The sequence below is a fragment of the Liquorilactobacillus sp. genome (assembly GCF_047719775.1).
Classification (GTDB): domain Bacteria; phylum Bacillota; class Bacilli; order Lactobacillales; family Lactobacillaceae; genus Liquorilactobacillus.
The window spans coordinates 55,477-71,705 of record NZ_JBDNTS010000004.1; the positions used below are offsets into that span (position 1 = coordinate 55,477).

A 16,229-nucleotide genomic window follows, 5' to 3' on the forward strand; every position below is an offset into this window, starting at 1 on the left:
ATTGGGCTTATGATAGTTAAAGTAAGTGTGACTGACATAAGCTTAAGCTATTAAAATCTTAGTATTAACTTGAATTCACTAGGATGCAGTGTGGTCTTGGCTTTAAGTAATTTGAAGTTAGAGAAAAATTGATGCATATGACATGTTTAAGGTTTATTAATAAAAAGGGCTAGATCAAATGTATATTTTGATTTAGCCCTTTTTATTAAGCAAAATAGTAAGATTGTTCTTATTTTGAGGGTGCAACTGAATGTAAAGTGTGATAAATTGTTTTAATAGGGAATTAGCAGATAGTAAAATAATACTATTTCATAGAATTTGATTATCTTATTTATCAAAGAGGGGAAATTAAATGTGGCGCTATTTAAAACGATTATTGATTGGAAAACCTTTAAAAACTGCAGATGAGGGTAACCAACAACTAACAAAGTTCAAAGCCTTGGCTCTGCTGTCTTCTGACGCATTATCATCAGTAGCATATGGGACTGAGCAAATTACAGCAGTTTTGGTGGCCTTATCTGCTGCGGCTACGTGGTATGCGTTACCAGCAGCTGGGATTGTTTTGATTCTATTGTTTGCAATAACATTGTCCTATCGACAAATTATTCATGCATATCCATCTGGCGGAGGTGCATATATTGTTGCAACAAAGAACTGGGGAACACCAGTCGGCTTAGTTGCAGGTGGTTCATTGCTAGTTGATTACATGTTGACTGTAGCCGTTTCTGTAACTTCCGGGACGGAGGCAATCACTTCAGCAATTCCATTTTTGAGGACATATAGTATTGCTATTGCAATTATCATTGTCTTATTTATTATGACTTTGAATTTGCGCGGCATGCGTGAATCAGCTTCTTTTTTAACATTTCCAGTTTATCTATTCATTACTATTTTGGTTTCGATGCTTGGATGGGGATTATTCAATATTATTACGAATAAGGTTCAATATAATGCGCCTGCACCAATAGGGGGAGCAGTTCCTGGAATGTCTTTAATCTTGTTTCTTAAGGCATTTTCAGCGGGATCATCTTCCTTGACGGGTGTGGAAGCTATTAGTAATGCAGTCCCTAATTTTAAAAAACCTAAAAGAAGAAATGCCGCTAATACCTTAGCTCTGATGGCCGTAATTCTAGGTGCGTTTTTTACAGGAGTTACTTTCTTGAGTTATTATCTGGGTGTTCTTCCTAATAACAAAGAAACGGTCTTATCTCAAATAGGAATGGCGGTTTTCGGTAAGGGAATCTTTTATTATCTCCTACAATTCTCGACAGCTATGATACTGGCAGTTGCCGCTAATACCGGATTCTCAGCATTTCCAATACTAGCTTATAATTTAGCAAAAGATAAATTTATGCCACATATGTATATGGACAAAGGAGACCGTTTGGCATATTCAAATGGAATTATTTCACTTGCAGTTGGAGCGATTGTTTTAATCTTAATTTTTCATGGGCAAACCAACTTATTAATTCCTTTGTATGCAGTCGGTGTTTTTGTACCGTTTACACTTTCTCAGTCGGGGATGATCATTCATTGGTTCAGAGAAAGAGGAACCAATTGGATTTTAAATTCCCTTGTTAATCTGTTAGGAACAATTATTTCATTTCTTTTAGTTGTGTTTTTGTTCTTGCTACATTTTCAAAATGTGTGGCCATATTTGATAATTATGCCGGTTTTATTATTTGCATTTCAAAAAATTCATAATCATTATATCATGGTTGCTTCCCAGTTACGCTTGAGTGAAGAAGCCTCACTTCATGATTACAATGGTTCAACTGTAATTGTCCTTGTAAGTTCAGTAACTCATGTGACGACTGGAGCTATCAATTATGCAAGATCAATCGGTGATTATGTAATCGCAATGCATGTTTCATTTGATGAGAACCCCAAAAAGGAACATGAGACTGCAAAGGAATTTAAGGAATCATTCCCAGATGTACGCTTTGTTGATTTACATTCTTCATACCGTTCAGTAGCAACCCCTGTTTTACGTTTTTGCGATGTTATTGCTAAGAACTCGGCGGAAAAGAATTACTCAATGACAGTCTTAGTGCCACAATTTGTACCGCGTAAACCATGGCAAAACATTTTACACAACCAGACTAGTTTAAGATTACGTGCCGTTTTAAATTCACGTGAGAACATTATTGTATCAACGTACAGCTATCATTTAAAAAAATAGGTTTTATAGGGCTCTATAAAACCTATCAGGGTTTATGTTATAATAACCAAGATTGGTTATATAATCTAGTAGATAATTAAGCTCTTCTTTAATTTGATTAAAGAAAAAAGAAAGAGGACGGCGTATGTATACAGTTGTTACGTCTTTTTTGGCAACACTGGCATTTTCGTTTTTTTTGACGCCGCTTGTTAGACGGTTGGCGTTCAAAATAGGCGCGGTTGATAATCCGAATGCTAGGCGTGTCAACAAATCACCGATGCCGACAATGGGAGGCCTTGCAATTTTTTTGGCCTTTAATATAACAAATATTTTTATCTTAAGAAAAGAATATCCAAGTAGCCAGTTTTGGCCGCTCTTTGCAGCTGAATGTGTAATAATTCTGACTGGTGTAATTGATGATATTTTTGAACTTAAACCTAAACAAAAAATATTAGGGATAACAATTGCGGGGTTAATAATTTATTTTTTTGCAAATATAAGAATGACGACTTTGACACTTCCTTTTTTGGGTACACTCAATTTGGGGATTTTAAGTCTTCCAATTACTTTAATATGGATTTTAGCCATTACTAATGCAGTTAACCTGATTGATGGACTTGATGGGCTTGCCACTGGGGTATCGGTGATTGCTTTATTTACGACTGGAATTACAGGCTTTTTCTTCTTGACGGTTACAAGTACATATGTTTCAGTTTGGATTTTTATGCTGGTAGCAGCTCTGTTAGGTTTCTTACCATATAATTTTCATCCGGCTAAAATTTATCTTGGGGATACAGGGGCTCTTTTTATTGGTTTCATGATATCAACTTTCTCCCTTTATGGACTCAAAAATGCAACTTTTATTTCAATAATTATTCCAGTGATCATACTTGGGGTTCCAATTACAGATACTGTTTTTGCAATATTACGGCGCTTTTTAAATAAAAAACCAATTGCACAAGCTGATAAACATCATTTGCATCACAGATTAATGGAAATGGGATTGTCTCATACACAAACGGTTCTTGTGATATATGGGATAGCTCTCATATTTTCAATGATTTCATTGCTGTATCCGATTTCCAATTTAGGAGGTTCAATCTTATTGACTGTTGCAACCTTGATAGGGCTTGAATTATTTGTGGAATCAATTGGGCTAGTTGGGCCTGAGAGAAGACCTGTATTGAAGTGGATAGGGAAGGTTTTGAAGATAAAGGATCATAAATTTTCATCTAAGAATAAGAAATAACGGATAGTACAAAGTACAAAGTCGTGGAAATTTGAGTATCAACTAGAAACTACGAACATAGCAAGAACTTTACTATGAGTAATTTGAAGTTAGACGGAGAATTTTGACTTATGAAACACTTTTATTTGTAATAAATAGAAAGGGCTGTGTCAAAATTTAACTTTGATACAGCCTCTTTTGGCAAGAAAAATGTGCAATGAGGGGTTGGGTTAAAAGACAGCTTTTGGCTCAATGTGTTGTCGTAGATTCCGATTTTATTTATTTTTGCGGTATTTCAATATACTTTGTTCCATTTGGTTTGAATTTGACTTGCCCATTCAGCAAGTCTTTTATTTTTGCTAATATTACAGATGTTTCGGCAAGGTTTGTTGCAAGTAAAAGTCGAATATTTTCTTGATAAGAAATTGAGTCGACAACTAGCTGATTTTCTGCGGCAAAATTTTGAAGTCGACCGAGTTGAGAATAACTAATTGTTATCACCGTAATATTTTGTTGCTTTATCAAAACAATTACATTCTTCAAAGCCAATGTCGTTGCTCGTCCGTATGCTCTGATTAATCCACCAGTTCCAAGCTTTATTCCACCAAAATATCTTGTTACGACAGCAGTTGCATTGCGAACATTTGTTTTTAGAAGTACATCCAAAATTGGGATACCAGCTGTTCCTGAAGGTTCGCCATTATCACTTTGACGTTGAATATCATTTTTATCGCCAATCAAATAAGCGAAACAGTTATGCTTTGCCTTTGGGTTAAGCTTTTTAATTTTTTCAATAAACTGTTGCGCATCTTGTTCAGTATTTGTGTGTGCGACATTACAGATAAAAGTTGACTTTTTAATTATTAGTTCAGCAGAATTTTCTTTTCCAATAGTTAAATAACTTTCGATGCCATTCAACTCCTTTGCGTATTTATTCTTTGACAGGGTGGTGTGGTAATGCAAAAAGAAGATTTCTTTGGAAGATGGGTGACGTTAAAAAAGACAGACCAAATCATGATTGAAGATGAAACTTGCTTTGTCAAAAAAGACGCTCTTAAAGTACAGAAAAATACGATAATTTGTAATAGATGTAAGCAAAGAACCATAAAGCAACGTGCATTTTTACCCAATCAACAATATTATTGTCCCGCATGTATAATGCTTGGACGACTTACAACACAACATATATTATACACGATAGAAGAACCTAATCATTTTTTTGATATTTCTAATCCATTGACGTGGGAGGGAGAATTATCTCAAAACCAACTAAGATGCTCAAAGAAAGTAGTTCAGATTCAGCAAAATAACAAGGATCTTTTATTATGGGCAGTCACAGGTGCGGGGAAAACTGAGATATTATTTGCGGGTCTGGCCGCTGCCTTTAAGCAACACAAAAGAGTTTGTATTGCTTCACCACGAGTTGATGTTTGTAATGAACTATACCCGAGATTAAAAGCGGCATTCGCATGCACTACAATGGCTCTTTTACATGGCTATCAGACAGAAAAATACGAATATACACAATTAGTAATCTGTACGACACACCAATTGTTACGTTTTAAAAATGCATTTGATATGCTTATCATTGATGAAGTTGACGCTTTTCCATTTAAGGGTGATACAATGCTGCTGAATGCAGTTAGTTCAGCTAGAAAACCTGTTAGTTCACTAATTATGTTAACAGCGACACCCACTAATTTTTTAAGGAGTCAAGTACGGAAGAAAAAATTAGCAGTTGAATATCTTCCTTCCAGATATCATGGATACGAGTTGCCTGTTCCAAAGCTAATTATCAGGTCGAAGTGGTTAAAGGAATTACAGAAAGGAAAAATTTGCAATAATATCAGGAAAACCATAAATACTTGGATTGATAGTGGAGCCCCTTTTCTAATTTTTGTATCACGAATTGATTTTTTAAAAGATGTAAACATTGTAATTGAAAAGTTTATTAAAGGAAGATGTGTGGGAGAAACCGTTTTTTCTGCTGATAAGGAACGAATTGAAAAAGTTCAGAAGATGAGAGATGGAGCTTTTCAATATTTGGTAACCACAACTATTCTTGAGCGCGGCGTAACTTTTGCCGGTCTGAATGTTTTAGTTTTAGGTGCGGATGACGAGCTTTTCAATAGTGCATCTCTTGTCCAAATTGCTGGTAGGGTTGGTAGAAGTACTCAGTGTCCTGACGGAGATGTAGTTTTTTTGTGTAGTCGAAAAAAAAGGAATGTAGTTAATGCAAGGAAGCAAATTGTTGCACTTAACTTGAAAGGAAAAAATAAAAAATGAATTATTGCTTAATGTGTCAAGGCAGAATCAATGAATATTTTGATTTTGCATGGGTACTTTCTTTACAGCAGCCACGGAAAAGCTTTCTTTGCAAGAATTGCCACAATAATTTCATGATATTAATTAATCATCCTAACTGCCCTGGTTGTGGAAGAAGAATGAATAAGAAAGAGCTTTGTGTTGACTGCAAGAAATGGGAAAAAATATATGATGACTTATTAGGGAATACCGCATTGTATGAGTATAACGAAGCAATGAAGACATACTTTGAAAGGTTTAAGTTTATGGGAGACTATTATTATTTTAATATCTTCAATGAAGAATTAAAAGCAGTTATTCAAAAAAAATATAGTAAAGGATGGTTGTACGTACCGATTCCACTTTCTTTTCAGAGTTTCCAGATAAGGATGTTTAATCAAGTTGAAGCTTTGTTTTCAGGATTGAAGTTGACAGATTTGCTCGTAGTAAAAAGTTGTGAGAAAATACAGCAATCAAAATTGAATAGGCGAGAGCGTTTAACAATGAGTCAGCCATTTATATTGAATACTCATAGTGGTGTAAAAGTTGAAGCGACAAATATAGTATTACTTGATGATATTTATACAACGGGTCGTACATTGTATCATGCCGCAATAATAATGAAGAATGCAGGTGCAAGAGAAATAAAATCAATCACACTTGCAAGATAGCTAAGGATAATATTTGTTAATTGTAACGTTTTCTTTTATAATAAAGATAGCATATATTTGCTTGCTGATTTATTTTAGTGAGTGATGGTGTTGAGTTGTGAAAGGAGAGGTTTGTTATGCTTAAGTACAATATTCGTGGAGAAAATATCGAAGTCACAGAGGCAATCAGGAGTTATGTTCAAAAGAAGTTAACTAAATTAGAAAAATATTTTGAAGATACTTCTAACTCGACGGCCCATGTCAATTTAAAGGTCTATTCCGATAAGACCGCCAAGGTTGAGGTTACTATTCCATTACCGTACCTTGTACTGAGGGCCGAGGAGACGTCGGCAGACATGTACGCTAGTGTTGACTTAGTGACAGATAAGCTAGAACGTCAAATTCGCAAGCATAAAACTAAAATTAATCGCAAGTCACGTGAAAAAGGATTCACAAGTGTTCAAGTAAAAGATGATAAGGAAGAAAATGAGAATGGTTTTGACATTGTTCGTTCCAAACATTTCTCATTGAAACCAATGGATAGTGAAGAGGCTGTTCTTCAGATGAATATGTTGGGGCATGACTTCTTTATCTATGAAGATTCAGAGACAGATGGTGTTAATATTGTTTACCGCAGAAAAGACGGTAGATATGGTTTGATTGAATCTACAGAAAATTAATCACAAAAGACGGGCGGTTCTCTTCGGAGATAGGCTCGTCTTTTTTTGAAATTTAAAATCTGTTATAATTGTTTCAAATTAAGGCAATTGATGATAAGATACATTGTGGTATACTGTTTTTTTAAATAACAGGATAAATTTTTATATTGATTTTTTTGGAAAGGAAATATGACATGGCAAATGTCCTAAGAAAATGGGTCGAAAGTGACAATAGAGAATTAAAACGCTTGGGAAAAATTGCTGATAAAGTTGAAGCATACGCTGATGACATGGCAGCCTTAAGTGATGAAGAGTTACAAGCAAAGACACCAGAATTAAAGGCAAAATTTGCAGCAGGGACATCTTTAGATGATTTACTACCAGAGTCCTTTGCTGTTGTCCGAGAGGGCGCAAAAAGAGTCCTTGGACTATATCCATTTAGGGTTCAAATTTTTGGTGGGGTAGTCTTGCATGAGGGTGATATTGCCGAAATGAAGACTGGTGAAGGTAAGACTTTGACGGCTACTATGCCGGTTTATTTAAATGCACTTGCTGGGCAAGGGGTGCATGTCGTGACTGTTAATGAGTATCTTTCGGCACGCGATGCAAGAGAGATGGGTGAGTTGTACTCTTGGCTGGGTCTCTCAGTTGGACTGAATGTCTCGAATCTATCGCCAGATGAGAAGAGAAATGCATATAAATGTGACATCACATACTCAACAAATAGTGAGCTAGGATTTGATTATCTTCGTGATAACATGGTTGTTTATCGCGAGGATATGGTCCAAAGGCCACTTAATTTTGTAATAGTCGATGAAGTTGATTCAATTTTGATTGATGAAGCCAGGACCCCTTTGATTATTTCGGGACAGGCTGAAAAGTCTACAACTTTATATACTAGAACAGATCGTTTTGCTAAGACTTTAACCGAAGAAGCTGATTTTAAGATTGATCTTGAATCAAAAACTGCTTCTTTGAATGAAGAAGGTATCAAGAAAGCTGAGAAGTATTTCGGGCTTGAGAACTTGTATGATCCCGATAATACTGCATTAACACACCATTTGGATAATGCTTTGCGTGCAAACTTTATAATGTTACGCGACAAAGATTATGTTGTTTCTGATGGTGAGGTTTTAATTGTTGATCAGTTTACAGGGCGTATTATGGAGGGACGTCGTTATTCAGATGGACTCCATCAAGCAATTGAAGCCAAGGAACATGTTGAGATTCAACAAGAAACGAAGACAATGGCTAATATTACTTATCAGAACTTCTTCAGAATGTATAGGAAAATTGCTGGTATGACAGGTACTGCTAAGACCGAACAAGAGGAATTTCGTGAAATCTACAATATGGAAGTTATTTCCATTCCTACTAATAAACCGGTTCTGCGTGAGGATCGCCCAGATTTGCTGTATCCGACTCTAGAGAGTAAATTTACGGCGGTAATTGATGATATCAAGGAACGCAATGAAAAAGGACAGCCAATTCTTGTTGGGACTGTTGCAGTTGAGACTTCTGAGTTGTTGTCAGAACTTTTGGATAAAGCAGGAATTGTGCATGCAGTCTTGAATGCTAAAAACCATGCTAAGGAAGCCGAAATCATTATGAATGCGGGTCAGCGTGGTGCAGTGACAATTGCTACTAATATGGCTGGTCGTGGGACTGATATTAAATTAGGGCCTGGTGTTCGTGAAGTTGGTGGATTAGCTGTTATTGGGACTGAGCGTCATGAATCTCGCCGAATTGATAATCAGTTGCGTGGTCGTTCAGGCCGTCAGGGTGATCCGGGGTTAACACAATTTTATCTCTCATTAGAGGATGACTTGATGTTGCGTTTTGGTTCTGAAAGAGTAAAGGCAATTCTTGAACGATTTAAAGTTACGGATGAGAATGCTGTTATTCAGAGTAAGATGATTTCACGTCAAGTTGAATCAGCGCAAAAGCGTGTAGAAGGGAATAACTATGATACGCGTAAACAAGTGTTGCAATATGATGATGTAATGCGGGAACAGCGTGAAGTTATTTATGCGCAAAGACAACAGGTCATTATGGAAGAAAAATCACTTAAACCAATTATTCTAGCAATGATTAAGCGTACTGTTGAACATTTTGTGCAGATGCATACACAAGGGGAACAGAAAGATTGGAATTTACAGGCAATTCTTGATTTTGCAATTGGTGCGATGGTTAATGAAGATAGTATTACAATTAAGGATGTGCAAGGCAAAAAGCCTGAAGAAATTGTTAATTACTTGATGGATTGTACAGATGCTAACTATGCAACGAAAGAAAAACAATTATATGATGCTTCGCAAATGTTGGAATTTGAGAAAGTTGTTGTTTTACGAGTAGTTGATTCAAGATGGACGGATCATATTGATGAAATGGATCAATTGCGCCAATCTATTGGACTACGTGGCTATGGACAATTGAATCCATTAGTTGAATATCAGACGGATGGGTTTAGAATGTTTGAGCAGATGATTGGGGATATTGAGTATGATGTTACCCGCTTATTCTTGAAAGCTGAAATTAGACAGGATATCAAACGGTAATAATTTAGATAGTACTTGTGAGTCTTGACATGTTCAGTTTTACTGGCATATGTTGAGACTCTTTAGTTATTAATAGAGAAAAAGAGGTATACAAATGGAAATAAGTGATTACAAGCGAATTATCGAAAAAATGAATGAACAAGTCGCAGACTTTAGGGGGTCTCTTTGACTTAGATGCATTGGATATCAGAATTTCTGAGAATGAAGCGCAAATGGCTAATCCAGATTTTTGGAATAATCAGAATGAAGCTCAAAAATTAATCGAAGAGACTAATGAATTGAAGATCAAACATGATAATTTTAAAGAATTGGTTGATGAACTTGCTGAACTTAAAATTCTTCTGGAATTAGTTCAGCTTGAACCGGATGAAGAGATCATTGCTGAATTGGATGAAAAAATTGAAAGTGCACAGAAGAAGATGAATAGTTATCAGCTAACACTCTTGTTAAGCGGTAAGTACGATAAGAGCAATGCTATCTTAGAGATACATCCAGGTGCTGGTGGGACTGAATCACAAGATTGGGGTTCAATGTTGCTGCGAATGTATGATCGTTGGGCACAACAGCACAATTTCTCAGTGGAAGTTTTAGATTATCAGGCTGGAGATGAGGCAGGGATCAAAAGTGTTTCATTAATGATTAAGGGAACCAATGCTTATGGATATTTGCGCAGTGAAAAAGGGGTTCACAGATTAGTGCGAATCTCACCCTTTGATGCTGCTGGAAGGCGTCATACTTCATTTGCATCAATCAATGTGATGCCTGAATTGGGAGATGATATCGAAGTTGAGTTGAGGTCAGACGATGTTAAGATGGAAGTTTTTCGTGCCAGTGGTGCAGGTGGACAGCATATCAATAAGACATCTTCAGCAGTTCGCCTAATCCATATTCCGACGGGAATCGTAGTATCTAGTCAAGCACAACGTTCACAATTTCAAAACCGTGCAACTGCCGAAAGCATGTTAAAGTCTAAATTATATCAGCTAAAACTGGAAGAACAGGAAAAGAAAAAGGCTGCTATTCAAGGACAACAGCTTGAAATCGGTTGGGGGTCACAAATTAGATCTTATGTATTCCATCCCTATTCATTGGTAAAAGATCACAGGACAAATTTCGAGACGGGAAATGCACAAAGTGTTATGGACGGAGATTTAGATGGGTTTATAAATGCATTCTTGCAGTACGAGTTACAATTAAGAAACCCGTAATAATAAACTAATTGAAATTAAATTGTAACGTTGCTGCAATATTGCTTTTTGTATTAATGATATAATATTTGGGGTATATCAAAATACAAGGAGGAAAATCCTTTTGATTGAATTTAAACATGTGTTTAAAAAGTACTCCAATGAAGTCTTAGCAGCAAACGATTTTAGTGTTAAGATTCGACAGGGTGAATTTGTGTACGTGATTGGTCCCAGTGGAGCTGGAAAGTCGACATTTATTAAGATGATGTATCGGGAAGAGCATCCTACTTCTGGTGAAATCATAGTAAATGATTATGAATTACAAAAGATTAAAAGTAGTGAAATTCCATTTTTAAGACGCGAATTAGGGATTGTTTTTCAAGATTTTAAGCTCTTACCAAAGCTTACTATTTTTGAAAATATTGCTTATGCACTGCAAGTGATTGAAAAGGATCCAGAAACAATTGCAACAAGGGTAAATTATGTTTTAGACTTGGTGGGATTAAAGGATAGAGTAAATGCGTTTCCCGATGAACTTTCAGGTGGGGAACAGCAAAGAATATCAATTGCGCGTGCCATTGCTAACAAACCTGAAGTCGTAATTGCTGATGAACCAACTGGTAATTTAGATCCAGATACCGCTGCTGGGATAATGGAAATTCTTGAACGAATTAATGGTGAAGGAACGACGGTTGTAATGGCTACACATAATAGTCAAATTGTCGATCAATATAAGCACCGTGTTTTAGAAATAGAAGACGGAAAAATTGTTCGTGATCAGACTGAAGGAGGATTTTTCCAAGATGAAGATTAGTACGTTTAAAAGACATGTGATTGAAAGCTTGAAGAGCTTAAAACGTAATGGTTGGATGTCTGTTGCTGCGCTTAGTGCAGTTACGGTGACCCTTCTTTTGGTTGGCATTTTATTTTCAATTCTAATGAATGTTAACAAAGTTGCTTCTGATGTTGAAAATGATGTGCAGGTCAGAGTTCTTATTAATCGTGGGACGACTAATAAACAAGAAGCAAAACTAAAACAGGACCTAGTGAAGCTTCATTCAGTCAGCAAAATTAAATTTTCTAGTAAAGAGCAAGAACTCAAAAATGTAATTGGTAGTTATGGGAAAGAATTCAAGCTTTTCGGCGGTGATGATAATCCGTTAAATGATGTTTTTGTTGTGAGTGCAAAGAAACCGGAGCAAACGGTTAAAATTGCTAAAGAAGCAAAGAAGATGAAGCATGTTTACGATGCAAAATATGGTGGAGCTTCTGCAAAAAAACTGTTCAATATTGTTGACAACATTCAAAGATGGGGAATTGCCATAAGCTTGTTATTGCTTTTTGTTGCCGTCTTCTTAATTTCTAATACAATTAGAATTACAATTCTATCACGGAAAAACGAAATTGCAATTATGCGTCTGGTTGGTGCAACCAATGGCTTTATTAGGTGGCCTTTTATTCTTGAAGGAGCTTGGACGGGATTATTTGGTGCGATTATTCCGATTCTTGTTGTCGATTTCGGGTATGTATGGCTCTATGGAATTATTTCAAATTCGCTTGCCAGTACAGGATATAGACTATTGACCCCAAGTGTCTTTTTGTTTCAGATTGACACGCTGCTCATTTTGATTGGGATTGTAATTGGCGCAATTGGTTCTGGAATTTCAATGAGACGTTTTCTTAGAATTTAGCAGTAGCAGTGAATTTAATAGGTGATAAAAGCTTTAGAACTGTCGGATATATTTTTTATTGAAGTTGTACAATTGTGACAGCATGATATAAGAGTAAGATGGATTGTAGAACTAATTTATACGTAATCATTGAAAGGGCTAGGTCAAAAGCTAAATTTTGACCTAACTTTTTTTATTTTGAGTAAACATGTTATACAAATCAAAATTCTGAGCTAATTAAAGTATATGCCATGTTCGTAATCGTGTTAGTGTTCAAATTTTGTAATGCACTTCACCATAGTACATCCTCTTTTCTTGGGCTTAATCAAGTCCTTGATTTTAGAGATTTGCTAGCTGCGTAATTTGTTACTTTTTGTACTAATCATAATATATTGTTATACTATAAACTATGGATATTAAGTAGCTTGGGAGGGTGATTAAGGTGGAGCTTATATTTTTTGGGATGCTGCTTATTCTAAATCCAGTTGTTTTGTTTGGCCTAATGGTAATTTTTTTTGGTTATTTGAGAAGAATAAAAAATGAACGGAAATATTTTAGAACAGCAATAAATAATGATTTTTTTGAGGGACGCTATTATATAAAAAATGCGTTCAAATTAGGATTATTAAGTTCGAGCATTACTATCTTATTAGGACTGGAACTTACAAAACAGTGGATTTTTATTTATATGGGAGTTGCAGTTATTGGTATTGTTTTGTCATTATACATAGATTTGAATACTGTTTTGTTATTACTTTTTACTGGAAGTACAATAGGAATATCTAGTTTACAACTGCTTAGTAACAAATTAACTATCCCGGCAAGCTTGAAATTTTTGGATGGGATTAAACCAGGTGTTGTTTTTGCAATTTTATCAATTTTTTATTTGACGAAATTAATAATGTTAAGAAGCTACAAGCAGGGCTTTTTTCAGCCAAAAGTATATAACGGAAAGCGTGGCAGAAGATTAATTAGGTATTCTTTGAAAGACCAAACAGTTCTGCCATTGATTGTTCTTGTGCCTGGGGACCTTATACACAGTGTTATTTCATTTTGGCCTGTCTTTAACGTTGGTGGGCAATCATTTACATTGTTTGTTTTACCGTTATGGATTTCTTGGACACTAAGACTTTGGCGTAACAAGGTTGAGTCAGAGTTACAAGGGGCGAAAGTTAACACGCGAGAGGAACTTGTTATCGCTGTAGTTGGAACGGTATTAGGGTTCCTGGTCCCGGTTACTGGAATCTTTGTATTTGTCATATTACTTTTGGTAGTTACCTTGCGCTTTGTGCAAAGGTATGCAAGGATGAAGAGAAGGGGCAAATGGTATGCTGAAACTCACGATGGAATTCGAGTCGTTGCAATTCAACCTGAAACCCCTGCTGCAAAGATGAATCTGGAAATCGGGGATGTAATCATTACGTGTAATGGAATTTCTGTCACAACAGAGTCAGAGTTTTATGAGGCGTTGCAAAAGAATTCAGCGTATTGCAAATTAAAAGTTAGAACATATGAAGGTCAATTGAAATTAACCGAGAGTGCAATTTTTGCGAATTCACCACACGAAATCGGGGTAATATTGTTTCATTAATTCTTTGGAGGGAATGTAGTGAAAAAAATACTTGTAGTTGATGATGAAATGTCTATAGTAACATTATTGAAGTATAATCTGGAACAGGCTGGTTATGAGGTTGACACTGCACTTGATGGACAGACTGGGTTTGATAAGGGGCGTAATTTCAAATTCGATTTTATTTTATTGGATTTAATGCTGCCAAAGATGGATGGGTTGGAAATTACTAAGAGATTAAGACAGGAAAAAGTAAAAACACCTATTATGATTTTGACGGCAAAAGGTGAAGAGTATGATAAGGTTATTGGACTTGAACTTGGTGCCGATGACTACTTGACCAAGCCATTTTCACCACGAGAGGTGATAGCACGAATAAAGGCCATTGCTCGAAGAACTGAGGAAGTTCCTGATAACAATCTTGCTACCAAAGATAGGATAGAAAGCGAAGTGGAACCAGAAGAAGTTTATCATTTTCCAGACTTCTCGGTCGATTTAGTAAATTATTCTGTTACGAAGAATGGAGAGAAAGTTAAACTAACACCTAAAGAATTTGAATTACTTGCATATTTTATAAAAAGAAAACACCGGGTATTAAGTCGTGATAAGCTTTTAAATGGTGTTTGGGGATTCGATTATGTTGGGCAAACTAGAATGGTAGACATGCATGTCAGCCATTTGCGGGAGAAGATTGAGCAGAACCCCAAAAAACCAAGTTATATAGAAACTGTCAGAGGATTTGGATATCGATTTGAAGGTGAAAGCAATCAAGATAATTAGGGCATTTATTATTGATTTTATTATAATAATTGCGGTTATATATACGCTACTTTCGATTCTTACGACCGAGAAGGGTACAAGCTTAAAGGAAATTTTAGGTGCCAGTGAAGGCCTATTGATTATTATTTTTGCAGCCTTATTGGCTGGAGTTGAGGTAAGTTTTAGGTATATTAGATATAAACAAGGCAAGCAAGAGTTGGAGTTACTTTCGCAGAAGTTAAACGATATTACTGAAGGAAAAAAACCAGGTCATATTTTGCTTGAGCCCAGTGATCCACTATATGAAATTTCGCGGACAATCAACAGGCTTGAGAATAGACAACATGATTTCACCAAGAACTTTACGGTTCAGCAACGAGGTTACTTTTCGCTGATTGAATATCTTACGATTGGTGTAATGATTCTTGATCAGGACAGGAAGATCTATATGAGTAACCACGCCATGAGTGATTTGATGGGACGTGAAATGAATTTACAAGGGCAAATCTACATTAATGAAATTAGAACATACGATTTGAGTCGTCTGATTGAGGCTGCGTTTTCTTCACAGGAAGATCAGCATAGTGAAATTCGACTTGATTTAACAGATAAGGTTGTTGATGCGCATGTTGTTTATGTTCCGGTCAGCAAGCACCGTCTTTTAGTGATGGTGCTGTTGTATGATATTACAGAGTTAAAAGAAATTGAGAGAATGCAGTTGGATTTTGTAGGAAATGTCAGCCATGAGTTGAAGACTCCGATTACAGCGATAACCGGATTCAGTGAAACTTTACTGCAAGGTGCAATGGAAGACAAGCAGGCTCTAAAGGAGTTTTTGGCAATTATTCATAAGGAAAGTCTGAAACTAACAGAATTAGTTGAAGATATTTTATCCTTAGCAAGAATTGATGCAAACACAGAATTGAATTTGAAGGAAATTAATTTAAGGGTCTATGTGGCTGAACTTTTAAAGACATTTAAGCCCCAGCTGGAAAAAAAGAAAATTATGGTCTTTTTGGAAATATCCGAGAAATATGTGGTTAGTATGGATCAGAATAAATTGAGACATGTCATTGATAATCTAATTCAAAATGCAATCAAGTATAATAGTTTTCAAGGAAAAATTTGGATTGATGGTTCAATTGATGAGAAAAGTTGGAGCATCAGTATTCGAGATAATGGTTATGGAATTTCGCAAGACAAGCAAGAGCGGATTTTTGAACGTTTCTATAGAATTGATGTCTCGCGTTCACGAGATAGCGGAGGAACAGGACTGGGACTATCTGTCGTTAAGGAGTATGTTGCGGCAATGAATGGCGAGATTATGTTAGAAAGTCAGGTTGGTGTTGGGTCTAAGTTCATAATAAAATTTCCGATAGAATTAGATGTACAAAAAGCGTAAAGAAATCCTTGCAAGCTAGATGAGTTATTAATCCAGAGACTGTTACAAAGAATTGTTTTTTGTTGCGGCCTTTTTTTGTAG

At 36.0% G+C, this 16,229-nt stretch carries 13 protein-coding genes; 12 read left to right on the forward strand and 1 reads right to left on the reverse strand.

Features of this window, described 5'->3' with window-relative positions; all coding sequences use genetic code 11:
* Positions 1 to 352: 352 nt before the first annotated feature.
* On the forward strand, positions 353 to 2,182 hold the full coding sequence (locus ABF682_RS03115) for an APC family permease (RefSeq protein ID WP_289977869.1): 1,830 nt from the start codon (positions 353 to 355) through the stop codon (positions 2,180 to 2,182).
* A 124-nt stretch (positions 2,183 to 2,306) separates the two neighbouring features.
* Positions 2,307 to 3,410: a glycosyltransferase family 4 protein gene (locus tag ABF682_RS03120; RefSeq protein ID WP_289977871.1), complete on the forward strand. Its 1,104-nt coding sequence runs from the start codon at positions 2,307 to 2,309 to the stop codon at positions 3,408 to 3,410.
* Positions 3,411 to 3,668: 258 nt separating this feature from the next.
* Here the strand turns inward: ABF682_RS03120 and ABF682_RS03125 are convergent, their stop codons facing one another.
* Complete coding sequence (locus ABF682_RS03125) at positions 3,669 to 4,352, reverse strand: YigZ family protein (protein WP_415618990.1); 684 nt, start codon at positions 4,350 to 4,352, stop codon at positions 3,669 to 3,671.
* Here ABF682_RS03125 and ABF682_RS03130 point away from each other — a divergent pair.
* From ABF682_RS03130 to pnpS, 10 genes are all read left to right on the forward strand, one after another.
* Positions 4,347 to 5,675 carry a DEAD/DEAH box helicase gene (locus ABF682_RS03130; protein ID WP_415618991.1) on the forward strand — a complete coding sequence of 443 codons (1,329 nt, stop codon included), beginning with the start codon at positions 4,347 to 4,349 and terminating at the stop codon, positions 5,673 to 5,675. The genes ABF682_RS03125 and ABF682_RS03130 overlap by 6 nt on opposite strands.
* Entirely contained in the window at positions 5,672 to 6,364 is a 693-nt protein-coding gene (locus ABF682_RS03135) for a ComF family protein (RefSeq protein ID WP_415618992.1), read from the forward strand. Before ABF682_RS03130 ends, ABF682_RS03135 begins: the two co-directional genes overlap by 4 nt.
* Positions 6,365 to 6,480: 116 nt before the next feature.
* Positions 6,481 to 7,023, forward strand: a complete 543-nt coding sequence (hpf, locus tag ABF682_RS03140; RefSeq protein ID WP_289977881.1) for a ribosome hibernation-promoting factor, HPF/YfiA family — start codon at positions 6,481 to 6,483, stop codon at positions 7,021 to 7,023.
* A 173-nt stretch (positions 7,024 to 7,196) separates the two neighbouring features.
* Complete coding sequence (secA, locus tag ABF682_RS03145; protein ID WP_289977883.1) at positions 7,197 to 9,560, forward strand: preprotein translocase subunit SecA; 2,364 nt, start codon at positions 7,197 to 7,199, stop codon at positions 9,558 to 9,560.
* 94 nt (positions 9,561 to 9,654) lie between these two features.
* Positions 9,655 to 10,768, forward strand: a protein-coding gene (prfB, locus tag ABF682_RS03150) for a peptide chain release factor 2 (RefSeq protein WP_415618993.1) whose coding sequence is annotated in 2 segments (ribosomal slippage) — positions 9,655 to 9,726 and positions 9,728 to 10,768 — 1,113 coding nt in all. Because the reading frame shifts where the segments join, the coding sequence is not laid out codon by codon here.
* A gap of 103 nt (positions 10,769 to 10,871) precedes the next feature.
* The gene (gene ftsE, locus ABF682_RS03155) at positions 10,872 to 11,561 is read left to right on the forward strand and encodes a cell division ATP-binding protein FtsE (protein ID WP_289977887.1); all 690 of its coding nucleotides are present in this window, start codon (positions 10,872 to 10,874) and stop codon (positions 11,559 to 11,561) included.
* Positions 11,551 to 12,438, forward strand: a complete 888-nt coding sequence (gene ftsX, locus ABF682_RS03160) for a permease-like cell division protein FtsX (protein ID WP_289977888.1) — start codon at positions 11,551 to 11,553, stop codon at positions 12,436 to 12,438. The genes ftsE and ftsX overlap by 11 nt, the downstream gene beginning before the upstream one ends.
* A gap of 421 nt (positions 12,439 to 12,859) precedes the next feature.
* Positions 12,860 to 14,008, forward strand: coding sequence for a PDZ domain-containing protein (locus ABF682_RS03165; protein ID WP_415618994.1), 1,149 nt, complete (start codon positions 12,860 to 12,862; stop codon positions 14,006 to 14,008).
* Positions 14,009 to 14,026: 18 nt separating this feature from the next.
* Positions 14,027 to 14,767: a response regulator transcription factor gene (locus tag ABF682_RS03170; RefSeq protein ID WP_289977893.1), complete on the forward strand. Its 741-nt coding sequence runs from the start codon at positions 14,027 to 14,029 to the stop codon at positions 14,765 to 14,767.
* Positions 14,745 to 16,148, forward strand: coding sequence for a two-component system histidine kinase PnpS (pnpS, locus tag ABF682_RS03175; RefSeq protein WP_415619029.1), 1,404 nt, complete (start codon positions 14,745 to 14,747; stop codon positions 16,146 to 16,148). Before ABF682_RS03170 ends, pnpS begins: the two co-directional genes overlap by 23 nt.
* Positions 16,149 to 16,229 lie beyond the last annotated feature (81 nt).